A 22,209-nucleotide genomic window follows, 5' to 3' on the forward strand; every position below is an offset into this window, starting at 1 on the left:
GGCTTAGCCACTAGCCCCCAGCATCACGAAATCGCAGGCCGTGTCGCGGCGCGTAACGGCGGCCCCCATGGTCGAGATAGTGGTTGTGTTGCTCGCTGTCTGTGCGGGCGCATCGCGGAAGTTGAAGCAGTTGGCTTGCGCGGGGTTATGCTGCGCGCAAGCCGTCAGGGTCAGGCCGAGGCCGAGCAGCACGACGCTGCGGATGATGGTACGGGTCATGTCACTCTCCAGAAATCAGGGCGGTTGCGATAATCAGGGCCGACAAGGGCCTCGCCCTTCTCCATTCCGCCAAGGATGGTCACGAGCGGGCCGAGCGCGCTGAGATCGGCATCGATCACGACGGAACCACGGTCGTCGCGTACAAGCGCGAGCCGCGAGGCCGAGCCGACGCCCAGAAGCACGTCGAGCTCTTTCTCGGTCAGGCCGAGCATCGCGTAGTCAGTGGCGGAAGCACGAATGTTGGGCAAGAGCACCTGCGTCGGCACCGCTTCCACGATGGTCTTGCCGGTGCGCGTGCGCTCGAGCTGGCTGGCATATTGCGTCATCATCACGACGACGGCGTTCTGCTTGCGGGCGGTCACCAGCCAGTTGCTGAGTCGCTCCGCAAAGTAGGCGTTGTCGAGGGCTTTCCATGCCTCGTCGATGACGATGATGGTGGGCTTGCGGTCCTCGATCACCCGCTCGACCCGGCGAAAGAGGTAGGACAGGACGGCCATGCGTTCCCGCTCACTCTCGGAATCGAGAATGCCAGTGAGGTCAAAGCCCGCGACGTCTCCATCGATGCTGAAACTGTCCTCGGCATTGGCCCCGAAGATCCAGCCGTAGCGACCCTCGGCTATCCATTCCTGCATACGCTCGAAGAGATCGCCCTCGTCATCGGTCGAAACCAGAAGCGAGGCGAAATCCGACCAGTTCCGTAGGCCCGCATGTCCTGCGCTGGCGTTCTGGCGCACGACTTCCTGCAGTCGGTTGGTCTGAACCGGGGTCAGCGGTCGATCGCGCCGCTCCAAGAGGCTCGCGAGCCAATCAGCAAGCCATGCCTGGCCCCGCACGTCGATCTCGGTCTGGAGCGGATTGAGGCCGGTGGGGCGCCCCGCCCGCACGGTCGAATAGCTGCCGCCGAGCGCGCGGACGGCCATCTCCATGCCCGCGCGATAGTCGAATACGAAGACCCGCGCACCCGCGCGCCGCGCCATGGTCATCAGGAACGCCGCCAGAACGGATTTTCCCGAGCCGGGGCGGCCGAGGATCAGCGTGTGGCCTCCCGTGGGCTCGCGATCCGGCGCGCCCTGTTCGTGGAAGTTGAAGCGAAAACCACTGCGCTCGGGTGTCGGAAAGAGCGTGATCGGCACGCCCCAGGGGACTTCCCGCCCTGTCTTTCCGAGCGGGGTGCGGTGGAAGGTAGCGAGATCGGCGAAGTTGTGGTTCGTGATTGCGGCCTTGCGGCTGCGCGCCCCAGTGTTCCCGGGATGCTGCGCCATGAAATGCGCCCGCGCCCCGAAGGCTTCCGAGATCAGGTTGATCCCGGAAGTGGCGGAGATGTTGCGGATTTCGGCCGCGATGTCGTCAAGCGCCGTCTGGGTGCGGGCATAGACGGCCACGGTCATGTGGTGCTCGCCGAAGATCAGGCGTTTGGATTCCAGATCGTCCTGCGCGAGTTCCAGTTCCTGGGCGAGACTGACGGCTCCGTCATTGGCGGCCTGCATTAGCCGCAGCTGCCGCTTGATCCGGCCCGCCATGATGTTGGCGTTGATCGGCACAAAAGAGTGCGTGACCACCATGTCGACGGGCAGATTCAACTCGTCGAGCATCAGGCTATCGGTCTTGGCGGGGTAGTTCTTCACCGCAAAGATCGCCCCGTGCTTGTCGCCGACGGCACCGTCCGAGAGTGCGATGGTCGTGCCGCGGAAGGTGACGCGGGTATTGGCTACGTCCTCGGCGATCACACCGAGGCGCGACCGGGGGAAGAGCGGGTGCTCCTCGCCCGTGTTGAGTGAACCGAGGAAGCCCAGAAGCTCGCCGGTGCTTGCGGCCAGCAGGCGGGGCTTCAGCTCATCGAAGGAGGACAGCAGAAACCCCACAACCTCGTCGAGCTTGCGCAAGCGGCGGGTGGTGTCGGCCGCATGTCGCGAGCGAGACGCCCCAAGTCCGAATGGCAAGCGGCTGCCGGTCTCAGGTCGCTTCAGCACCGTCAGGGTCAGCGTCTTGTCGCGCAAACCCGCGCGGCCGAGATGCGCGTGCCATCGTTTGTCGACGGCGGCCGCAAACCCTTCGCCCGGAACGGGCGGCAGGGTCACGTCGACCGCTTTCGAGACCTTGTGCAAGTAGAATGAGAACTCGGTCCCGACCTGCGCCACGATGCCAGCCAGCAACCCTCCGATCCGGTCGAGATGCCCGTCCTCGCTCGTGGTGCTGTTCACCCCCTCGAGCCGGATGCATTGCATCAGCTCGTTGCCGCGTGTCCGGATCGTTCGGTCGTTCACGAGGCTCACATAAGGCAGCATCATTGAGAGCCGCTTCTCGCCCTTGACCCATGAGGGTAGCGCAGTCAGCGGATCGATGGCGTTCTCAACCTCATCGGCAAGTCCATCACGGGGCATAGCTGTCGCCTCCGTGCAGCTTGCGGTTCGTCGTGGGCGGGGTTTCCTGCAGGGTGATCACAAGGACATCGAGGAAGTTCGGATCCCAGTCTGCGGCCTTCCAGAGCGCCGGCCAGGCCAGCCCCGCGAACACAGCCACCACCCAGCTCTGCACCCAGAGGAACAGAAGCGTCGAGCCGAAGAGCCAGACCATGGCGTACATGATCGGCAAGCCCATCAGCTTGGGTGGCCTGAGAAGGCCGATGAACACGCGGGACTGGTCAGCCATGGCCAAGAACTCCGGGATTGCTCAGGTGGTCCAGATGGCGGCGACGATGGTGGGTGCTGCGGCGATGCCCGCGATTGCAACCACGACCCAAAGCGCCTGACGAAAGTCGAGGATGCCAAAGAGCCAGGAAAGAAACACACCGATCAGTGCGAGCGTGCCAATCACGATGCCCAAGGGACCGGTGATCGCATCGACAATGCCTTGAAGCAGGGTCTGTACCGGCGAGAGGTCGATGCTTTGCGCAAGCGCTGGACCCGCCAGCACGATAAGGGCCATCGCGCCGAACGCGGTGATCGCCCGCGTGCGGAGCACGCTTTGACGTTTTCTCGATGTCATGAAAGATCTCCTCTGAGCCGCTCAAACACGGCGGTCACACGGGCCACATGCCCTTGGGTTTCGCGAAAAGGGGGAATGCCGCCGTGGCGTGTGACCGCCTCAGGGCCAGCGTTGTATGCCGCAAGGGCCAGAGAGCCCTCGCCGAACTGGTCGAGCATCATCAGCAAGTAGCGGGCTGATCCGTCGAGGTTCTGCGCAATGTCATGTGGGTCGACGCCGAGGTCGCGGGCAGTATCTGGCATAAGCTGCCCGAGGCCTATGGCACCGACAGGGCTACGTGCAGCCGGATTGTATGCGCTCTCGACTTCGATATTGGCCCGGTAAAGGAGCGCCCAATCAGTGACTGAAAGCCCTGCGCGACGCAGCGCACCATGCCCGGCATACCGCAGAGCCGTGGTCTCGATCGCATGGAGGATTTCTGGAGTGGCGCGGGCGGCGGATCGTGCCGGGATCGCTGTCTCGCTCGTTGCGTCAGGAACGCGAGGTTCTGCGAAGAGAAAAAGGCGCCCGTTTGCCTCTTGAGAAGAGGAAATCAATTGGCCGTCTGGACCAACCGAAAAGATGAAACCGTCGGCCAGGGCCGGGGGCGCGGAACAAACGCCTGTACCCAAAGCAACGACGAGCGCAGTCGCGCGGTCAGCTGCCTTTGACCGGAGGCGCGGCGTGGCGCTCGCGGCCACCTTCTTCAAGTGGGATGCTAGCGGTCGTACAGCCCATGTCGGCCAGGAAACTGACAAGGCCAACGATGGTTCTGAAGTCGCGGAGCTTGAGGACGCTTCGGCTGGTGACGAGCATCTTATCGTCACGCCCATCAGTGGCGACGGCGCGGATGACCCACGAGCCGTACCAGCTGTTATGGCGCTTCTCTGCTCTCTCCTTGCAGACCACCTCAATGAGGTAGCCCTCGGCGAGCAAGCCGCGCAGTCCGTCTTCTGTAACCACATTCGGGGCTTCTTCTATCATGGCCTTCCCTTGGGTCCTTGTTCTGCCTGGGTGCAGTATCAGGCCCACGGGGTCGCAACACCGTGAGCGATACAAAACAACATTAATGATAGCAAGACAATAATAACGTGTTGACGAAGTTCGCCTTGCTCCGATAACGGTGATAGCCGACAGAATGATAATCTTAAAGGCGGCAAAGGAGTTTTGCCCTGCGCTTATTTATTGCGCGCAACGCACCGTTGCTGTTCGCGTTCCTGCTTGGAAGCATGCCGATAGCCGCGGCAGCAGATTGCGTGCCTCCCGAACGACCGTTCTTGCCTCAGTCGCAAGAAGACATGCGTGCCTATGCCGATCTGCTGCGTGCTGATTTCGAGAGCTACATCGCCGACATCCAGGAGTACTTCCGCTGTCTTGATGCCGAGCGCGCCCGCGCGCTTCAGGAGGCGCGCGAGGTCAGTGAAGACTATGGAAGACTGGTCGAGCTATTGGACTGAGCAAACGCATGGGCTTAACCGCCGTCGAGATCCTCGTAGTAGACGAGCGCGGGCATGTTGCGGCGCTGGTGCACGATACGCAGGATGACTGCCGCGCCATCCGCCGCATCGAGCCGCTTGTAGAAGATCACGTGACGCTGGCAATTGACCGACCGCATCCCCGGGACAAAGAGACTCCTGTCCCGGCCCCGGTCGGGATCGCCAGTGATCCGCTCGAAGGCGGTGACCAACTGGCGGTAATAGACGAGCCATTGGTCCCTGCCCCAAGTTCCGACGGTGTAGGCACGGATCTCTTCAAGGTCGGCTCTGGCCCGACCGGAAAGTCGAATGGTCATGCGGGTCAGCGATCAAACGCATCCGGTTCGAAGGCTTGAGCATCGAACTCGGCGAAATCCCCATTTTCGGCCAGGGTGGCTGCCATCTCGAGGTCGGCCTTTAGGGCGTAGAACTGCCGCGCGCCGTCCTTCTCCATCAGCATCCTCACGCCGGCGCGCACGACTTCGCTCAGATTGGCGTAAGCGCCGGACTCGATCTGCGCCTGCACATATTTCTGCATCGGTTCGGTCAGGTGGACGTTTGGCATCAGACTCTCCTATCCATGCTCAATCGTATCAGATACTGACATAAATCTTCAAGGTCATGTTCGGTCCCAACATAGGCTCGTTGCTCCACCCCGTCCTTCTGCGCCCGGATTCCCGCCGGGGAACCAGGCGAGACAGTTTTCCGTTCTGCCATTCCCGAGACCATGAGCGCTGCGACTCGCCGTGTGACGGGCTCATGCGGCCTGTTCTTCCATGACCGCTTTCGTGGCCGCATTGAAATGCCATATTTGTATTTGGTTACAGATATTTGAGTGAAAGTTAACATGAAAGAGGTCCGCAATTTTGGCCACTTTCAAGACGCCGAAGCAGCCAGAACCGACGTCAGTTCTTGGAAGCCATCAAGCTAGACAAGCGAACAATCGCACGCAACCATCAATCAAATCTCCTTGCTATCATTAATGTTGTTTCGTATCGCTGCACCATTATAGATGGAGTCGGCATCATGAAGCACGTGATCCACGGCGTGGCAACAGCCACGGCAATAAGCATATCCGGACTAATGGCCTCGTCAGCTCCGGCTCAGGCCTATCAGGTGGATTGTGCGATCCTCCTCTGCCTTGCGGGCGGTTGGCCTGCCTCTGCGCCCTGCGCGCATGCCAGAGCGGTCTTCATTCGGCGGATCACGCCATGGCCGATCGAGCCGCCCTTACAAATCTGGCGGTGCCCAATGGGTGTGTCGTTCAAAGACCCCAGTCCAATGTCGCCTATGGAACGCCTTTATGACATCACGTTCCGCGATCCGCCCGAACCGCAGGAATCGACTCCTATGCCCCTTGTCCGCGTCCAAGCGGATGAACAAGCCGACATCGACATCTCGGGCGACGCCTTTGATTTCGTGCGCAGCATACGGGTCTATCACATCCAGTATCGCCAGCACGAAAACCGAGATGGCGACTGCAATCGCAGCGACTCGACGCGATTGGGGTCCTACGGCGTGCAGGGCGACTACCGATGGACAAGATCCACCGTGGGCCAGGTGCCAGCCGCATCTGGCCTGAGCATCCCGAATGGATGTGGCAGCTACTTTTACCGTTCCGTCTTCGTCGACTGGCGTGATCACGCCGGGAACTATGGTTCTGAAGAAGTTCGCTACTGACAAAATCTGCGCGCGGTTTTTACCGCGCGCGTCCTGACAACCCCGCACGGAAGGCTGTGCAAAACCCCCGAAAAGGAGACGACGCCAGACCGTGAAGCCTGACGCCGTGCTAGAAAACTCCGTGAACAAGAGTTTCCTAGCGCACCGCTAAAACACCTGCAACCAGCAAAGTTGTTGTGCTGGCAAGAATGTTGTTGTCTCACGACATGGCGTCGGATCTCCAAGGAGACCTCGACCATGGAACCTACGACCGGCCTGATCCTGCGACGGATCACGCAGACAAATCTCTCTGTTGCTGCGCACAAGCTCGCTACCATCATCCTCGATGCCATCGCCTGGAAGGATGGCTACAACGGTTTGCCGCGCGGAACGGCAGCCTTCACCCTCTCGGCCCTGGCGGAGAAGATGGGTGTCTCACGACAATATCTTTCGGTTCTTTTGAGCGAACTTGAGACGTCGGAGTTGCAGCTCGAGCGGGCGAAGCCGAATGGCAAGTACGCGCCCTGGATCTTTCGGTTTTCCGCCTTCGACGAAGAGAGTGAAACCCATGATCTCGTGTCAGGTGAAGGCGACACATCACTATCTAGAGATAATAAAAACAAAACTATCTTCTCAGGGCTGATCGATATCACCACGAGTTCGAACGTTTTTCAGACAAGTTGGGCGGAGCTCATCAAAGCAGCGAAGGCCACGTTGCCCTGCTGGAACATCGACACCCAGGTCATCTGGGATCGCTTCCTTGCCTTCAACCGGTCCCGAGGCAACGGCAGGGTGCCGGCCGGCTTCCTGCTTGGCTTCATGCGCCGATGGCGAAATTCGTGGGGAACTCCAACTCGTCCCGCGGTCAAGCCGCCCGCGAGACCAATAACGGATCCCAAAGAGCGCGAATTGCTGAGACAGATGCAAGCCGCACCAACTGCGAACCGCCAGTTCCACGCGTCCGACTTGTGTCGCTTGATCGGACACGCTGCCTACGAAGCGCGGGTACTCGATGTGATCCGCAAGTTTGGGTGCCAGAGGTTTTCAGCAACCTTGGCGGTGCACGGACGAGCGGTGCTGGAAGGGGAGATATCCCGGTAGCTTCGCTTGCTCGGACTTGGAGTCCATGAAAGCCCCGCTACAGATGTCAAGTTCCGATAGTGAAGTTTATGTTAAATTTCGAAGAATTCAGCGCGTAGGGACTTATTATGCAGCCTAAAGTCGACATCAAACTGCATCGGATTGTTTCATCCGAGCAGACAAATGTTGCTGACTACATTTAGATCGTTCCGTTCCTCCATTAATCGTGAAGCATCTGATGTGATGTCAATTTCCAGGCCAGAGTCCTTTTCTTGCAGAATCGCTGGCTACCCGTCACGCGCCCACGCAATTGCGGACTCGGTATCGCTGGATTCGAACCACTGCATCTCGGAGCCCGTCAATAGGTTGACCACCCGTGCGCCCCATTCCATCCATCTGCGTTCTCCGACAACCGCTATGCGACCGAAATCGTTCGCGTGGGCGGTGTCGACCTTCAGATCTTCTAGCATCGCCGAAGGCTCTTCGTAGCCCTCGAAACTTGTAAGGTCGAGAACCAGACCCGGATTATCGGTTGTTCCAAGACGCTCATGAAGCAGCGCGTGCATTTACTTGAATTCTGTCTCCGTCAACTTGCCTTCGCAGACGAGCCCGATGACATCATCACGCTCGGTCAGCGTTTCCTTGAACATTGGTCTTCTCCTTTTCACTTGCGTTGCCGTGACCGTAGAGATCGGCGTTCTGATGAGCGCGATCCTCGTGCTCGAATTCGAGGCTGGAATGGCTGATGCCGAATTCTTCCTTCAGCCGCTCCTTGATCGCGCTCTTGATCTCTTCGATCTTCGACCATCCCTCGGCTGCCACGACGACATGACAGTCGAGCGCAGCCTCGTGCTCTTGCATTTGCCAGAGATGGACGTGGTGGACGTCGGCGACGCCTTCGACTTTCCGCATCGCTTCGACGACGGCCTCGTTGTCGATGTCCGGCGGGCTCCCGAGCATCAGGGTTCGGATTGGGCCGCCTATTTCAGTGAAAGACAGATACAGGATGTAGGTCGCGATGCCGATGGTGATGGCAGGATCGACCCAACGCATGTCGTAAAGGATGATCAGCGACCCAGCGACGATAACCGCGACCGAAGCAAGCGCATCCGAAAGGTTGTGGAGAAAAAGCGCACGGATGTTCACGCTCCCCTTCTGCATCGAATAGGTCAGCATTGCGGTCAGCGTGTCGACCACAAGCGCGATTCCACCGAGAATGACGACGGTCCACCCCATGACTTCGGGTGGATCAATCATGCGCATGCCACCTTCGTAGATCAGATAGAAGCCGATCACGATGAGGGTGGTGTAGTTGATCAGGGCCGCGACGATTTCGACCCGGCCATAGCCGAAGGTCATGCGCTCATCGGCCGGGCGGCGCGCGATCTTGCGTGCGGCAAAGGCAATGACAAGCGAGGCCATATCGGAAAAGTTGTGCAGCGCATCGGCGATCAGTGCCAGGCTGCCCGACAATATGCCCCCGACGATTTGCGCAACGGTAAGAAGCCCGTTCGCCCAGATCGCGATGGCAACCCGCCGATCGCCAGAATCCGGATCGATATGCGCGTGCCCGTGGTCATGTGGCATTGGCAGGCTCCTCATGCGCGTGTGTCGCGCGTCGGTCAGTCTTGAGGCGGTCGCTGCGGAAACCACGAACGCGCGCATTCATCCAGTGGCGTATGATATGACGGTAAAGGGCACCACGCAGCCATCCAAAGGATTGCTCATGGGAAAAATAGAAGGCGTCCGGCGTATCAAACACGCCGAAATCCTGCACGATGCCGGTTTTCTGAATGTAGGTATCTTCTCCGTTCCAGGCGACGGGAGGCGCGCCAAGGCAATCCGTGCCCGCGCCATAACCGCAGAGACTTTCTGTGTCCGAGAATGACGTTTGCAGGACATCGAGGAAAGCGTCATCCAGGATGAAGCCTTCAAGGTTGATCCAGGCACCTTGAAATTCGATCTCGACCCATGAGTGGAGAATTTCCTGCGGAGCAAGCGGATACACCAGCTCAGGGACAACACCGCGCTGCAAGCCTTTGTGGATCGTAAACCCATGCAACCGGCAACGAATGCCGACACCACGCAGCAGCGCCATCAAGAGCGTGCTTTTGGTATTGCACTGCCCATAGCCGTCGGAAAGCACTTCGGATGCGGGGATGTCGTCAGCTCGATTGTATCCGAACGCGATTTCATTCCGAACGAAATCATAGGCAGCTCCGATCCGATCGTATTCGGATAAGCCGCGCCAGCTGCGGTTCTCAATTAGACGCGCAAGAGGCGCGGCATCAAAATCCAGTAGTTTGGTGGGTACAAGTAGGGGGTCGATCATCTGCAACGGGTCGCTCCTCGAATCGTCTTGGAACAAGACTAATTGCTATAGTCACTATAGCTTCAATCCTTTCTTTCAGAAAGAATCTTCCGCAACTATTTGTCCGTGTGAACCGCTTTGTGGTGTTCGCCGTGTGCGTCGCGCAGGATGTCGATACCGCCCCAGGCCGCGATCCCGGCGACGATCACACCGACGACAAGGTCCGGCCAGTTGGTTCCTAGCCAAGCGACGAGGCCACCGGCCACGACGATCCCGAGGTTCGCGGCGAAATCGTTGTAACTGAAGGTGTTGGCCGCGCGGATATTGACGTTTGGATTTTTGAGCTTAGCGAGCAGCCAAACGCAGACTGCGTTGATAGCCGCCGCGATCAGGGCCATTGCAATCATGATCGTCCCGAGCGGATCTGACCCACCGATGTAGCGGCGCCACGCATCGTAGAGGATGCCTGCAGCGAACAGGATCAGCAGCCCGCCGGAAACGTTCGCCGCCCCGCGTTTCCATTTGGCGGATCGGGACAAAGCGAAAAGGCTGATCGCGTAGACGAAGCTGTCGGAGAGGTTATCGAGCCCGTTGGCGATCAGGGCACTTGAGTCGCCGAAGGCGCCTGTTGCGAAAAAAGCCACGGCCAAACCGATATTGAGCGCCAGAACGATCCAAAGCGTCCGTCTCTCCATTGAATCTTGTCTAGCGGCCATTTTGTGGTTCCAGCTTGTGTTGTACGACACATTAACTTCTGCGGCAGATCTGCGTTCCAGCCGGAATGTTGGCTGAATTCCTTCAGGCCCCGATTTCCTCGTGTTCGGTCAAGCATTCCGAATGGTCCCGCAACACCTCAAGCACCTTGCAATCTCCCGTCCGCCCGCCGCTGCATTCGTGAACCATGCGTTTCAGTTCCGTGCGCAGCGCCTTCAGGCGGGCCATGCGCTGCTCCACCTGTTTGAGCTGGCGACGCGCGATGGCATCAGCCTCATCACAGGGCCGGTTGGGATGGTCGCTGAGGTCGAGCAGCTCGCGGATCGCATCGAGCGAGAAACCGAGTTGTCGCGAATGGCGGATGAAGGACAGCCGGTCGAGCTGTGCATTGTCGTAGCGCCTCTGCCCGCCTTCGGTCCTGCCAGGTTCGGGCATGAGCCCAATCTGTTCGTAGTACCGGATGGTCTGCACCTTCGTGCCAGTCTTCTTTGACAGAGTACCGATCGTGAGCATTTTCGCCTCCATGAAAAAGATACAGTTTGTGTAGGTTTTGCCGTCGGAATAAACAAGTGTCGGTTTCACAGACGCGTGAGTTCAAGCTATACCATGATTTCGTGCTTGAACCTCTAGCGGCTAGAGGATGTATCCGCACTTGCAATAAGAATCAAAAACAGGCGAACAGGATTGTCCCTTACATCGGCACAGAAGTTTCTTTGGGTTTTGGCAGGCGTGGCAGCGCTTGCCTTCGTATGGCTCTTGCTATGGTCCGATTATCGTGCCGATAGCGCCCGAACTGACGCCGAGCCGCCTTTTTTCGCTGAGTTCGAACTGACGGACCACCAGGGTATGGTTCAAACCGAGGAGGACTTTGCGGGGCGCTGGATGCTGGTTTTTTTCGGCTTTACCAACTGCCCCGACGTCTGCCCGACGACCCTATCTGAGGTCGCGGCGGTGATGGACGGTCTGGGCGACGATGCCGCCAAGGTCCAGCCGATTTTCATCACCATCGACCCCGAACGGGACACGCCCGCCGCACTCGCCGAATACGTCCCGCTGTTCGATGCGGGCATCATCGGTCTGACCGGCACGCCGGAACAGATCGCCGCCACATCCGAGACGTTTCCGATCTTCTTTGAACGCGTCGAAGAGGCTGCGGCGCCGGATGGTTACACGATGGGCCACACGTCGCATTTGTTCCTCTTCGATCCCGACGCGGGCTTCGCCGACTCGTGGCCCTACGGCACCTCCGCCGAAGAGATACTCGCCGATCTGGAAGAGAGGTTCTGACCGACATGAACCGTATGTCCGGAGAAACAGCCCTCGGGCTGGCGTGGATCATCGCGCTCGTCGCCTCGCTTGCCGTGCTTTTTGTCGGCGAGGTGCTGGGGCAGACGCCCTGTGTGCTGTGCTGGTTCCAGCGCGCCTTCATGTTCCCCTTGGCCATTGTCCTCGGGCTCGGCCTTTGGTGGCGGGACGGCCGCGTGGGGCGCTACGGCATCGCATTGGCGCTTGGCGGCGGCGCAATCGCCCTCTGGCACATGGGGCTGTACGTCGGTCTTGTTCCCGAACGCGTCCAGCCCTGCACGGCCACCGGCCCCTCTTGCACCGATGACAACCAACTGGTCTTCGGCATCCCTATCCCGCTGATGGCGCTCGCCGCCTTCGCGCTGATCGGGGCGCTGTCGGCCCTTTCATTGAAGGACACACGAACATGAATCGACGCGGCCTGATCCTGTCCGTTCTTGCCCTCGGCGCCGCCGGTTTCGGCGGAGCCACCTGGTTTGCAATCCGCCCCGGCCCAGTGGCCGAAGCGGAGCCCGTTGCTCCGGAACTTGCGGAGGCGATGATCCGCCCCTACTCGCCCATCCTCGGGCCTGCGGATGCGCCCGTCACGATCGTCGAATTCTTCGATCCGGCCTGCGAGGCCTGTCGCGCCTTTCATCCCATCGTGAAGGACATCATGGCCGAGCATGGGGAAGCTGTCCGCGTCGTGATCCGCTACACGCCCTTCCACGGCGCGGCATCCGAGGAAGCCATCCGCGTGCTCGAAGCGGCGCGCATGCAGGACGTTTACGTGCCGGTGCTCGAGGCCGTTCTGCGGGAACAGCCGAGATGGGCGTCGCACGGTGCCCCGGCGCCTGGCCTGATCCTTCAGATCGCCGCCACGGCCGGACTCGATGCCGAAGCCGCGCGCACGCAAATGCTGGCACCCGGTGTCGTGGCGATCCTTAACCAGGATCGTGCTGACGTCGAGGCCGTGGGAATTCGCCAGACGCCCACATTCTTTGTGAACGGCAAGCCGCTCGATCCATTCGGGGAGGCAGAGTTGCGTCGTCTGGTGGCCGCCGAAGTCGCTGCCGCGCAAAGCTGAATGGAAAGGGCAGGATCAGAACGATGAAAAAGTATATTTTGACTGGCACACTGGCCGCGCTTTTGACCCTTGGAGGGCTCTCGGTGCCCGCGCTGGCCGGACCCGAGGATGTTGTCGTCGAGAACGCGTGGTCCCGCGCCTCCATCGGGATGAACCGTCCCGGGGCCGCTTACATGACGATCCGCAACACTGGCGACGAGCCGGTGACGCTGATCGGCCTTACAACACCGCTCGCGATGATGCCCGAAATCCACGAGACGAAGACCAATGCCGAAGGTGTGAGCTCCATGAGCCCGGCGGGGGAGATCGCGATCGCCCCGGGCGAGAGCGTCGCGCTCGAACCGGGGGGCCTGCACGCAATGCTGATGCGGCTACAAGAACCGATGACGGAAGGGGACACCTTTCCGCTGACCCTGCTTTTCGACGACGGAGGCGAAGTGACGGTCAAGGTGCCGATCCTCGGAATCGCCGCGCGGGGGCCAGAGGACTGATGCGGCGACGGGCGGTCCTGGGGTACGGCGCGGCTGGTGTCGGGGCGGTCGCCCTGATGCTCTTCGTCGGTTGGTGGCAGGTCGATGGACCCGGTGGACCCGAACCTGTCGGGCAGCGGCCTGTGGCCCTGACCGAGATGGATTTCCGTCTGACGGATCATGAGGGCAACGCGGTCGGGCCGGAAACCCTGATCGGTCGCCCGACGATGGCGTTCTTCGGCTTCACCTACTGTCCCGATGTCTGCCCGACCACGCTTTCTGACATTTCGGGATGGCTCGACGATCTGGGAGACGAGGCCGACGAGATGAACGTGGTTTTCATCACGGTCGATCCCGAGCGCGACACTGTCGAAACGATGGCCGAATATGTCGGCTACTTCCATCCGGCGATCCGCGGCTGGACGGGACCGGAAGAGCAGATAGCGCGCGTCGCGGACGGCTTCCGCGCCACCTACGAGCGAGTACCGGCGGAGAGCGGCGATTACACGATGAACCACACCGCGAGCGTCTTCCTGTTCGCAGCCTCTGGGCGATTCGTCACCATGATCGACTATCACGAGCCCAAAGAATTCGCGGTGCCGAAGATCCGCCGCGCGCTGGAAGAAGAAATGGAGGGGGCGACATGAGGCTCAGAACTTTGGCGGCTTGTGTCGCAATTGCGGGGACGGTTTCGGGAGCGGCTATCGCCATCTCTGATTCCATGTCGAAAGAACCCGTGCCGCCGGAACTTGCCCAGGCAGGTAGCTGGATGCCCCAAGGTCCTGAAGCCCCCCAGAACGTTGACATCCCCGTGACGCTGCCCGCGGCGGCATGGGCAGACGATGCACCCGACCTCAGCCCGCTGCCCCTTCTGCAGGCCGCGTTTGCCGACAGGCCGGTGCAAGCGATCGAGCCACCCCTGTCGACGTGGTCGCGCGACATTGCTCCGGGCGAAACGCTCGATTTCTTGCTGTCAGAGGCCGGTCTTGCGGCACCTGACAGAGCCGAAGTTGCCCTCGCGCTTGGTGCGGAATACGATCTGCGACGGCTGCGGCCGGGGCACTCGGTCACTGTCGCTTCGACCGTGGACGGCAGCCCCCGCACCGTCTCACTCGCCGTCGAGGACGGGGTTCGGATCGAGGTGGTTTTCGGCGAGCAGATGTCCACGCAGGTCGTGGCTCCGGATCCGGAAATCGTAACCCTTGCCGGCGAAGCCATGATCGACAGCTCGATCTTCGCGGCACTCGACGAAGCCGGCATACCCGCCCGTTTTTCCGTGGACCTTGCGCAGATGCTGGGTGGGACCGTGGATTTCCGCCGCGAGATGGCCGGTGGCGAAACACTAAGGCTTCTCTGGCGTGAGGCGCGGGTCGGAGAGGACAGGATCGGACAGCCCGAACTCGCCTTCGCCGCACTGGAGATCGGCGGTTCGCTTTACGAGATCGTATGGCCGGACGACGGCAGCGGTCAGGCGACGATCTACGTCGATGGCGAGGTGCTGCGCGTCTTCGCACAGCCGGTCGAGGGTGCGCGCCTCAGCTCGGTGTTCGGACGCCGCACGCATCCGGTCTTTGGCAACGTCCGGATGCACACCGGCGTCGATTTTGCAGCGGCACGTGGGACACCGGTTCAAGCGACGGCACCGGGGCGGGTCAATTTCATCGGCTGGCGCGGCGGATATGGTCGCGTGGTCGAAATCTTGCACGGCTCCGACACCATGACGCGCTACGCGCATCTGAGCGCCGTGCCGGAAGACTTGGCACAAGGCCAACGCGTTGCGGCGGGAGACGTGATCGGCCGCGTCGGCGCGACTGGCACGGCGACAGGTCCGAACCTGCACTATGAGGTGCTCGTGGATGGGCGCCCGACTGACCCCCTCTCTGACGACCGGCTCGCCGAAGCGGCCGAGAGCGATGCGGATGATACCGCCGCGCTCTCGCGTCTGGCCGAGGCGCGGGCGCTTCTGAATGAAAACCTCGGCAGCGAGATTGCCAAAACGACAACCGAAAGGCTCTGACCCATGAAACGCATGACACAAGTTCTTGCCATCACGCTCGCCCTGTTCCCAGCGGCCCAGGCCCTCGCAGAGGCAACGGCGATCGACGTCCGCAAGACCAACGGATGCGGCTGCTGCCTCTCGTGGATGAAACATCTCGAAGAGAACGGGTTTGTGCCGACCGGCCAGGACATGTTCGGCGGGCTTCTCGTGCGCTTCAAGCTAGACAACGGCGTGCCGCAGCGCATGGTCTCCTGCCACACCGCGCTCATTGACGGCTACGTGATCGAGGGCCATGTACCGGCCGCTGACATCCGCCGCCTTCTCGAGGAGCGCCCGGACGCCGTCGGCCTCGCTGTTCCGGGGATGCCCTATGGCTCGCCCGGCATGGGGCCAGAAGACGACCGCGAGGCCTATGATGTCTTCCTCATCCGCAAGGACGGGTCGACGGAAGTCTTTTCGAGCTACGCCGAAGGATAATCTGGCCCGCCCATGGAAAATCTGTCTCCGATAATGCTCGGCTTTCTCGGAAGTCTTGCCGCCGGATCGCTCACAGCAGTCGGAGCAGTTCCCGTGCTGTTCGGGCGCATCCCGTCTCGGGCCACACGCGATCTGTCGCTCGGCTTCGCTGCCGGTGTGATGCTCGCCGCTTCTTTCTTTTCGCTGATCATCCCGGCATTGGATGCGGCGGAGCCGATGTTCGAAAACGGCGCGATGCCTGCGGCCATCGTATGCGTTTCGATTCTTCTGGGCATGGGGGCTGTCGCCCTGATGAACGAAAAGCTGCCGCACGAGCACTTCAAGACGGGACGCGAAGGGCCCGAAGCGGCGTCTTTGCGGCGGGTCTGGCTGTTCATCATCGCAATCACGATCCACAACTTCCCCGAAGGCCTTGCGGTTGGGGTCGGCTTCGGATCCGGAGGTATGGAGGGCGGTCTGCCGCTCGCCATCGGCATCGGGCTTCAGAATGCGCCCGAAGGATTGGCCGTCGCTGTATCTCTGCTGGGCGAGGGATATCCGAAGCTGCGCGCCTGGGGCATCGCGGCGCTGACGGGCATGATCGAGCCGATTGGCGGTTTGCTCGGGGCCGGCATCATCACACTGTCGGAACCGCTGCTTCCATGGGGTCTGGCCTTTGCCGCGGGCGCAATGCTCTACGTCATTAGCCACGAAATCATCCCCGAAACCCATCGCAGCGGCCATCAGAACAGGGCGACGCTCGGTCTCGCAGTCGGGCTCGTTCTGATGCTGTTCCTTGATGTCTGGTTGGGATGAGGCAATGTCACTAAACAAGGTATCTCCGATGATCGGCGTCTTCGCAGCACTTGCTGCGTTCGCGATCGATCAGATCACCAAAGCCATTGTCGTTGCGAATGCCGTCACTTTAAGCGCCGGGATTCCCGTGTTTCCGGGATTCAACCTCGTCTTTTATCGTAATGACGGCGTGACTTTCGGGATGTTGGGCGGCGCGCCGTGGTGGAGCCTCATCGCTTTCGCTCTTGCCATCTGTGTTTGGCTGGGGGTTATGCTGTTTCGCGCCGACAATGCGGTGGAAACGCTTGCCTACGGTGCGATCATTGGCGGAGCCCTGGGCAATGTCATCGATCGTGTGCGGTATCGGGCTGTAACAGACTTTCTCGATTTCTACATTGGCACAACACATTGGCCTGCCTTCAACTTGGCCGATGTATTTGTCGTCAGTGGCGTGGGGCTCTTGCTCGCCGCGCCATGGATCAGCGCGCGGCGTTCGATCAAGTCGTGAAGCCGGAAATTCTGAACCGCATCGCTCTGCGCCACCGTTTGCTTTCGCGGATGACGCTTGGTTTCGCCGCCGGGGCGATGACCGTTCTGACTTTCCCGCCTCTTTCGATTCTCCTGCTCGTTCCCGTTGCCTATTCCGCGTTGTTTGTCGGGCTTCGCGATCTCTCCTTCGGGCGCGCTTTCCTCGTCGGCTGGGCGTTTGGTCTCGGCCAGTTCGGTTTCGGGATTTGGTGGATCGCGGAAAGTTTCTACGTCGAGGCCGAGCGGTTTGGGACGATGGCGATTCCGGCGGTCGCGGGATTGTCCGCAGGTCTCGCGATTTTCCCAGCCATTGCCGCTGCGCTTTTTGCCGAAATCGCGCGGCGCGGAGCCATGGGCAGTCTCTTGGCCTGCCTCCTGTTCGCGACCTCCTGGACCGTGGCCGAGTGGTTGCGTGGTCACGTTCTGACAGGGTTTCCCTGGAACCTGGCCGGTTACGCACTTGTAGACTACGCCGCCCTTCGCCAGACCGCCGCCTGGGTCGGAAGCTATGGGCTAAGCTTTCTCACCGTGTTCGTCGCGGTACTCCCTGGCGCGGCTGCTATGGCGTCCGGGCGGCAACGATTGACCATCTCGCTCATGGCGCTGGCCGGAATCGCGACGATGTGGGCTGTCGGCACGCTGCGCCTCCAGTCGGATGCACAACAGCCACCCGGTGTCGACCTGCGCATCGTCCAGGGCAACATTCCACAAGAGGAGAAATGGGCTCCCGAGAACCGCGAGGCGACCTTCGCGCGCTATCTTGAGCTTTCAACCCGGCCCGGCGATTTCGACGTGCTTCTCTGGCCGGAAACCGCCTTTCCGGGTTTCCTCGATGAGGATACGGAGGCACGGGCCCGCATTGCCGCAGCGCTACCAGACGGCAGAGTGCTGCTTACCGGTGTGCCGGACCGTGTACCGAGCGAGGATGGCACCCGATATTTCAACACGGTCCAGGCATTTGACGAGACCGGCGAGATCCTGACCGGATACGCGAAACACCATCTCGTGCCCTTCGGCGAATATGTGCCATTCCGCGGCTGGTTGCCCATCGAGCGGCTCACGGCGGGTCTGGGCGATTTTACGCCCGGACCGGGCCCGAGAACGCTTGCGCTTCCGGGTGTGCCGCTGGTCGCCGTGGCGATCTGCTATGAGATCATCTTCCCAGGGCATGTGGTCGACGACCTGTTCCGGCCGGACTGGATTTTCAACGCGACAAACGATGCCTGGTTTGGCACCAGCATCGGACCCGAGCAGCATCTGGCTTCCGCACGTATGCGCGCCGTAGAGGAAGGCCTTCCAGTCATCCGAGCCGCGAATACGGGCATCTCTGCGGTCATCGACGCGAGCGGAGAGATCGTTGCGCGGCTCGATACCGGCGAAACGGGCATCATCGACGCTAGCCTGCCCTCCGCGCGACCGCCGACACTCTACGCGAGCTTCGGGGACTGGATGCTGTTGGCGCTCATCTTGGCTTCGTGGAGCTGGGCAATGGCGCCAATGCGACGGCTCACTACCGCCGCATGAGAAAGACCGTCATGCAAAGATGTGGATAGGTGTCCCGTCCTTCACCATTGCATAGATGTCCTCGATCTCCCGATCCGTGACCGCGATGCAGCCAGCTGTCCAGTCGCGGACATTTGTCGGGTCGATGCCGGGGCGTGGGCCACCATGGATGAAGATGTCGCCGCCGGGGGAAAGGCCCTGCGCTTCGGCAAAGGCGATGTCGGCCTCGTTCGGATAAGAGATGCCAATCGAAAGATGGTAGGTGCTGTTGGGGTTTCGCCTGTCGATTGTGTAAACTCCTTCCGGAGTCCGGCCATCCCCCTCGAATTGTTTGTGACCCTCAGGAGCGAAACCCAGCCCGACCGGATAGGTTTGCAAGACGCGATCGGCTCCGTCGAGAACAAGCAAGCGCTGTCCCTTGTAAAGCCGAACACGGGTGACTTCGGGTCCGTCATAGCTGCGGAACTTGCTGGCACACCCGGACAGAAACGCTACCAGCCCGCCCAACAGGACGGCGCGGCGGGGAAATCGGATGGTTTTCACTGCTCGATGCCTCTTTCGTGAGGTCTGTTATGGACATTACGTTACCTTGCAAATGCTGCGTGATCAATGTCCGTGGGCAAGCGCGGCCTTTGCCATCTGTGGGCCAACCTGCTCACCGCCGGACGGCGGCGCCTTGGCCTCTTGGCTGTTCAGCAGGCGCAGGGCATTGGCCACCACCAGCAATGACACTCCTACGTCGGCTGCAATCGCGCCCCACATCGATGCCAGTCCGAACGCGGTAGCGACAACGAAAACGCCCTTGGTCGCCAAGGAAATACCGATGTTCTGATGAATGATCGACATTGTCCGGCGCGAATGACCGATCAGCCAAGGCACCTTGCCGAGATCGTCGGTCATCAGGGCTATATCCGCCGTCTCGATTGCCGCGTCCGAACCAACGGCACCCATTGCGATGGCGTAATGCGCGCGCGCCATGGCCGGGGCGTCGTTGACCCCGTCGCCGATCATGGCCACCATGTCATGCGTTTCGACCAGTTCTTCGATGGCAGTCACCTTGTCTTCGGGCAGAAGCTCGGCACGGACCTCGTCGATGCCGACCTCGGCTGCAACAGCGCGCGCTGTCCGCTCGTTATCACCGGTCAGCATGACGATGGTCTTCACACCCTGCGCGTGAAGCTGCGCCACGATGCCTTTGGCATCCGGGCGGATACGGTCGCGCAATTCCAAGATGCCGGTGACACCGGTGTCGTCGCCCACGGCAACAAGGGTGCTGCCAGCCCCTTCGATGCGGTCGCGCAAATCCTTCGGAATGGCGTCGCCGAAACCCTTCTCCTCGGCAAACCGGTCCGACCCCAGCCAGATCGACCGGCCGTCTGTGCGTCCTTCAAGTCCCCTGCCCGGAACGGTTCGGGTATCTTCCGCGGCGGATACCTTGATGCCGTCGGCTTCTGCCCGCGCAAGAATGGCGCGCGCCAAGGGATGCGAGGAACGTGCCTCCAGCCCAGCGGCGAGGGTCATCAGATCTTGCGCCGATGCTTTGCCCAGCGGATGCACCGCCGCCACCTCGGGCTCGCCCATGGTGATCGTGCCGGTCTTGTCCATGGCCAGTGCAGTGGTCTTGCCCGGTGCCTCAACATATGCACCGCCCTTGATCAGCACCCCGGCCCGCGCTGAGGCGGTGAGTGCAGCGACGATGGAGACCGGTGTCGAGATGACCAGAGCGCATGGGCAAGCGATCACCAGCAGCACGAGTGCATTGTAGAACCAATAATCCCAGGCCCCCCCGAAAATGAGCGGCGGCAGCAGGGCAATTGCAATGGCGAGAGCCATGACGATAGGCGTATAGATGCGGGCGAATTTCGCCACCCACTGCTCCACCGGCGCGCGGCGGGCATGGGCGTCGCCGACCATGCGGATAATCTTGGCCAACACGGTGTCCGAGGCGGCCTTCGTGGCGCGCACCGTCAGTGTGCCTTCGCCGTTGATCGTACCGGCATAGACTTCGTCGCCCCGTTCCTTTGGGACCAGCGCACTCTCTCCGGTGATCGGCGCCTGATCGACGGCCCCTGCCCCATCGACAACCTCACCATCCAATGGGATGCGGTCTCCGCCGCGCACGATGAAACGTGCGTTGATAGCAACCGCAGAAGCCGGAACGTCCGCTTCCGAGCCGTCATCATGAAGAACTCTTGCCGTCGGCGGCGCGAGGTCGAGCAGAGCTGAAACCGCATTCCTCGCACGCCCGACGCTCCAGCTTTCGAGGTAGAGCGAGAGCGAAAAGAAGAACGCGACTGTCGCCGCCTCGAAAAATTCGCCAAGCCCGATGGCACCGGCCACGGCGACCACCATGAGCAGGTTCATGTCGGGCGACAGCCGCCGAGCGGACGACCATGCCTTGGGTGCCACGAGCCAGACACCGAACAGGATCGCAACCGCGAACAGCCCTGCCTCGACCAGTGGCATCGGCGCTTCGCCGTGACCCGCGAAGAGGCCGAGCGCCCCGCCCATGCCGGTCTCGATGATGTGCCACAGAAATCCCGCGGCCCAGAAGCCTCCACTGAGCGCCGTAAACAGCCGCTGTCTTGCAAGATGGGCCGCCTGGTCGACCGACGCGTTCTCGGCATCCCAAGGCTTGGCGGTCATGCCGGTGCTTGCGACCAGTTCTGCAATTTCGCCGTCCGATAAACTCTTGGCGCTGTCGAGAATAGTCATCCGCCCATTGATCACGTCGAACGCGAGATGCTCGGCCCCGCCGATCTTCGGGCCGACCACCTTGTTCAGGATTGCTACCTCCTCGGCGCAATCGAGGCCGGACACCTGAAAACTGCGCCCGCCCGCTGGCGCGGGGGTCGCCGGAACGATGTCGCCGCACGTTCCGGCGCTCCCGCAGCAGCTGCCGCCGCTTGTCTGGGCATCTTCGGCGTGATCGTGGTCGTGACGATGGGTGTCGGGCGGCATGAATGGACCTCTGGATTCGGGTGCTTTACCATGACATAGCCCCTACAGTAGCTAGAGCTTCAAGAGCAAAATACGGTGGTATTTCAGTTTGTTTTATTGCTAGAGGATGCGGCGACCGGCTCCATCACGCCTTGAGGCATGAAAAGCCGATGCAAAGAAAAACAGACACGAAAGGAAGCTTGATGCGGGTTTTGATGCTGAAGCAAAAAATAATTGTTGCAGTGGCGCTGTCTCTTACGGCCGGGTGCGCAATCCAGCCGACTGGACCGGGCGACTCGGCAGACCGGCGGGGCAAAGTTCCCGAAGCCGTGATTGCAATGGCTGCCCCGGATCAGGATGTTGCAACCGCGCGCTTGGTGCCCGAGGACGGGTGCTACTGGTACAAACACAGCGGCCCCGTAGAAACAACCTTGCTGCCGCTGCGCACGGCGAACGGCAATCGTATCTGCACCCCTCGCGAAACTTAATTGCGTTTGCCGTCCGCTGCTTGGCTTAGCTGCGGGCAGTCACGCTGTCCTCCGCCGAGTAAAGATAGGCGGTTGTCGCGTTGCCCTTAAATCTGAGACGAGACGCTTTCGGCAGGGAGTGGACAAAACATGGGGGTCATGCGGCGCGTTTTCTGTTTGCGACGGTCAGCCGACCATCGAGAACTGCGGCCCTTGTGACGGCTACTCGGTGAGCCCCTTTGGGCGACCACCGCATCC

Annotated in this window: 29 protein-coding genes; 14 read left to right on the plus strand and 15 right to left on the minus strand. The window is 61.0% G+C overall.

Annotated features, from left to right (window positions below):
* Positions 1-3: 3 nt before the first annotated feature.
* Genes P2G62_RS15805 through P2G62_RS15830 form a run of 6 tightly spaced genes read right to left on the minus strand, consistent with a single transcriptional unit; the run spans position 4 to position 4,167 of the window.
* On the minus strand, positions 4-219 hold the full coding sequence (locus P2G62_RS15805) for a hypothetical protein (RefSeq protein ID WP_275735877.1): 216 nt from the start codon (positions 217-219) through the stop codon (positions 4-6).
* On the minus strand, positions 216-2,600 hold the full coding sequence (locus P2G62_RS15810; protein WP_275735878.1) for a type IV secretion system protein B4: 2,385 nt from the start codon (positions 2,598-2,600) through the stop codon (positions 216-218). Before P2G62_RS15810 ends, P2G62_RS15805 begins: the two co-directional genes overlap by 4 nt.
* Positions 2,590-2,868 (minus strand): VirB3 family type IV secretion system protein, encoded by a 279-nt coding sequence (locus P2G62_RS15815; RefSeq protein ID WP_009574151.1) that lies wholly within the window; start codon positions 2,866-2,868, stop codon positions 2,590-2,592. Before P2G62_RS15815 ends, P2G62_RS15810 begins: the two co-directional genes overlap by 11 nt.
* 21 nt (positions 2,869-2,889) lie before the next feature.
* Complete coding sequence (locus P2G62_RS15820; protein ID WP_009574150.1) at positions 2,890-3,204, minus strand: TrbC/VirB2 family protein; 315 nt, start codon at positions 3,202-3,204, stop codon at positions 2,890-2,892.
* Positions 3,201-3,884: a lytic transglycosylase domain-containing protein gene (locus tag P2G62_RS15825; RefSeq protein WP_043872336.1), complete on the minus strand. Its 684-nt coding sequence runs from the start codon at positions 3,882-3,884 to the stop codon at positions 3,201-3,203. The genes P2G62_RS15820 and P2G62_RS15825 overlap by 4 nt, the downstream gene beginning before the upstream one ends.
* Positions 3,841-4,167, minus strand: coding sequence for a hypothetical protein (locus P2G62_RS15830; protein WP_040885981.1), 327 nt, complete (start codon positions 4,165-4,167; stop codon positions 3,841-3,843). Before P2G62_RS15830 ends, P2G62_RS15825 begins: the two co-directional genes overlap by 44 nt.
* A gap of 245 nt (positions 4,168-4,412) precedes the next feature.
* Here P2G62_RS15830 and P2G62_RS15835 point away from each other — a divergent pair, with 245 nt between their 5' ends.
* Entirely contained in the window at positions 4,413-4,640 is a 228-nt protein-coding gene (locus P2G62_RS15835; RefSeq protein WP_076367418.1) for a hypothetical protein, read from the plus strand.
* A 14-nt stretch (positions 4,641-4,654) separates the two neighbouring features.
* On the opposite strand, the gene P2G62_RS15840 is transcribed toward P2G62_RS15835, so the two are convergent.
* Both P2G62_RS15840 and P2G62_RS15845 read right to left on the minus strand, forming a co-directional pair.
* Complete coding sequence (locus P2G62_RS15840) at positions 4,655-4,975, minus strand: type II toxin-antitoxin system RelE/ParE family toxin (protein WP_076367356.1); 321 nt, start codon at positions 4,973-4,975, stop codon at positions 4,655-4,657.
* A gap of 5 nt (positions 4,976-4,980) precedes the next feature.
* Positions 4,981-5,223 (minus strand): type II toxin-antitoxin system ParD family antitoxin, encoded by a 243-nt coding sequence (locus tag P2G62_RS15845; protein ID WP_008336111.1) that lies wholly within the window; start codon positions 5,221-5,223, stop codon positions 4,981-4,983.
* 461 nt (positions 5,224-5,684) lie between these two features.
* Between P2G62_RS15845 and P2G62_RS15850 the strand changes: the two genes are divergently transcribed.
* Positions 5,685-6,338: a hypothetical protein gene (locus P2G62_RS15850; RefSeq protein ID WP_076367358.1), complete on the plus strand. Its 654-nt coding sequence runs from the start codon at positions 5,685-5,687 to the stop codon at positions 6,336-6,338.
* A gap of 237 nt (positions 6,339-6,575) precedes the next feature.
* Entirely contained in the window at positions 6,576-7,418 is an 843-nt protein-coding gene (locus P2G62_RS15855) for a hypothetical protein (RefSeq protein ID WP_275735879.1), read from the plus strand.
* Positions 7,419-7,684: 266 nt separating this feature from the next.
* Here the strand turns inward: P2G62_RS15855 and P2G62_RS15860 are convergent, their stop codons facing one another.
* The 5 genes from P2G62_RS15860 to P2G62_RS15880 all read right to left on the minus strand — a co-directional run bounded on the left by P2G62_RS15860 (position 7,685) and on the right by P2G62_RS15880 (position 10,935).
* Positions 7,685-7,963, minus strand: a complete 279-nt coding sequence (locus P2G62_RS15860) for an STAS/SEC14 domain-containing protein (protein ID WP_234988885.1) — start codon at positions 7,961-7,963, stop codon at positions 7,685-7,687.
* A gap of 55 nt (positions 7,964-8,018) precedes the next feature.
* Positions 8,019-8,984, minus strand: coding sequence for a cation diffusion facilitator family transporter (locus tag P2G62_RS15865; RefSeq protein WP_010138164.1), 966 nt, complete (start codon positions 8,982-8,984; stop codon positions 8,019-8,021).
* Positions 8,974-9,729, minus strand: coding sequence for a transglutaminase family protein (locus P2G62_RS15870; protein ID WP_026155634.1), 756 nt, complete (start codon positions 9,727-9,729; stop codon positions 8,974-8,976). Before P2G62_RS15870 ends, P2G62_RS15865 begins: the two co-directional genes overlap by 11 nt.
* 95 nt (positions 9,730-9,824) lie before the next feature.
* On the minus strand, positions 9,825-10,403 hold the full coding sequence (locus P2G62_RS15875; RefSeq protein ID WP_009573601.1) for a cation transporter: 579 nt from the start codon (positions 10,401-10,403) through the stop codon (positions 9,825-9,827).
* Positions 10,404-10,506: 103 nt separating this feature from the next.
* Positions 10,507-10,935, minus strand: a complete 429-nt coding sequence (locus P2G62_RS15880; protein WP_013959865.1) for a helix-turn-helix domain-containing protein — start codon at positions 10,933-10,935, stop codon at positions 10,507-10,509.
* A 207-nt stretch (positions 10,936-11,142) separates the two neighbouring features.
* On the opposite strand from P2G62_RS15880, the gene P2G62_RS15885 reads away from it, so the two are divergent.
* From P2G62_RS15885 to lnt, 10 genes are read left to right on the plus strand one after another with little or no spacing between them, the layout of a single operon-like run.
* Entirely contained in the window at positions 11,143-11,709 is a 567-nt protein-coding gene (locus P2G62_RS15885; RefSeq protein ID WP_026155633.1) for an SCO family protein, read from the plus strand.
* A gap of 5 nt (positions 11,710-11,714) precedes the next feature.
* On the plus strand, positions 11,715-12,137 hold the full coding sequence (locus P2G62_RS15890) for a disulfide bond formation protein B (protein WP_018001722.1): 423 nt from the start codon (positions 11,715-11,717) through the stop codon (positions 12,135-12,137).
* Positions 12,134-12,793 carry a thioredoxin domain-containing protein gene (locus P2G62_RS15895; protein WP_018001721.1) on the plus strand — a complete coding sequence of 220 codons (660 nt, stop codon included), beginning with the start codon at positions 12,134-12,136 and terminating at the stop codon, positions 12,791-12,793. The genes P2G62_RS15890 and P2G62_RS15895 overlap by 4 nt, the downstream gene beginning before the upstream one ends.
* 23 nt (positions 12,794-12,816) lie before the next feature.
* Positions 12,817-13,284 (plus strand): copper chaperone PCu(A)C, encoded by a 468-nt coding sequence (locus P2G62_RS15900; protein ID WP_018001720.1) that lies wholly within the window; start codon positions 12,817-12,819, stop codon positions 13,282-13,284.
* Positions 13,284-13,910 carry an SCO family protein gene (locus P2G62_RS15905; protein WP_026155632.1) on the plus strand — a complete coding sequence of 209 codons (627 nt, stop codon included), beginning with the start codon at positions 13,284-13,286 and terminating at the stop codon, positions 13,908-13,910. The genes P2G62_RS15900 and P2G62_RS15905 overlap by 1 nt, the downstream gene beginning before the upstream one ends.
* Positions 13,907-15,280, plus strand: a complete 1,374-nt coding sequence (locus P2G62_RS15910; RefSeq protein ID WP_026155631.1) for a M23 family metallopeptidase — start codon at positions 13,907-13,909, stop codon at positions 15,278-15,280. Before P2G62_RS15905 ends, P2G62_RS15910 begins: the two co-directional genes overlap by 4 nt.
* A gap of 3 nt (positions 15,281-15,283) precedes the next feature.
* Positions 15,284-15,739, plus strand: coding sequence for a DUF411 domain-containing protein (locus P2G62_RS15915; RefSeq protein WP_018001717.1), 456 nt, complete (start codon positions 15,284-15,286; stop codon positions 15,737-15,739).
* Between the two features lie 12 nt (positions 15,740-15,751).
* Entirely contained in the window at positions 15,752-16,534 is a 783-nt protein-coding gene (locus tag P2G62_RS15920) for a ZIP family metal transporter (RefSeq protein ID WP_026155630.1), read from the plus strand.
* A 28-nt stretch (positions 16,535-16,562) separates the two neighbouring features.
* On the plus strand, positions 16,563-17,021 hold the full coding sequence (gene lspA, locus P2G62_RS15925; RefSeq protein ID WP_018001715.1) for a signal peptidase II: 459 nt from the start codon (positions 16,563-16,565) through the stop codon (positions 17,019-17,021).
* A complete protein-coding gene (gene lnt, locus P2G62_RS15930; RefSeq protein WP_018001714.1) occupies positions 16,988-18,565 on the plus strand; it encodes an apolipoprotein N-acyltransferase in 1,578 nt (525 codons plus the stop codon). The genes lspA and lnt overlap by 34 nt, the downstream gene beginning before the upstream one ends.
* 9 nt (positions 18,566-18,574) lie before the next feature.
* On the opposite strand, the gene P2G62_RS15935 is transcribed toward lnt, so the two are convergent.
* Together P2G62_RS15935 and P2G62_RS15940 are read right to left on the minus strand one after the other, a co-directional pair.
* Complete coding sequence (locus P2G62_RS15935) at positions 18,575-19,087, minus strand: L,D-transpeptidase family protein (protein WP_018001713.1); 513 nt, start codon at positions 19,085-19,087, stop codon at positions 18,575-18,577.
* Positions 19,088-19,150: 63 nt separating this feature from the next.
* Entirely contained in the window at positions 19,151-21,505 is a 2,355-nt protein-coding gene (locus P2G62_RS15940; RefSeq protein ID WP_018001712.1) for a cation-translocating P-type ATPase, read from the minus strand.
* Positions 21,506-21,687: 182 nt separating this feature from the next.
* Here P2G62_RS15940 and P2G62_RS15945 point away from each other — a divergent pair, with 182 nt between their 5' ends.
* The gene (locus P2G62_RS15945) at positions 21,688-21,972 is read left to right on the plus strand and encodes a hypothetical protein (RefSeq protein ID WP_038068706.1); all 285 of its coding nucleotides are present in this window, start codon (positions 21,688-21,690) and stop codon (positions 21,970-21,972) included.
* Positions 21,973-22,209: the final 237 nt, after the last annotated feature.

Source organism: Paenirhodobacter sp. CAU 1674, assembly GCF_029222945.1.
GTDB lineage: Bacteria > Pseudomonadota > Alphaproteobacteria > Rhodobacterales > Rhodobacteraceae > Rhodobacter.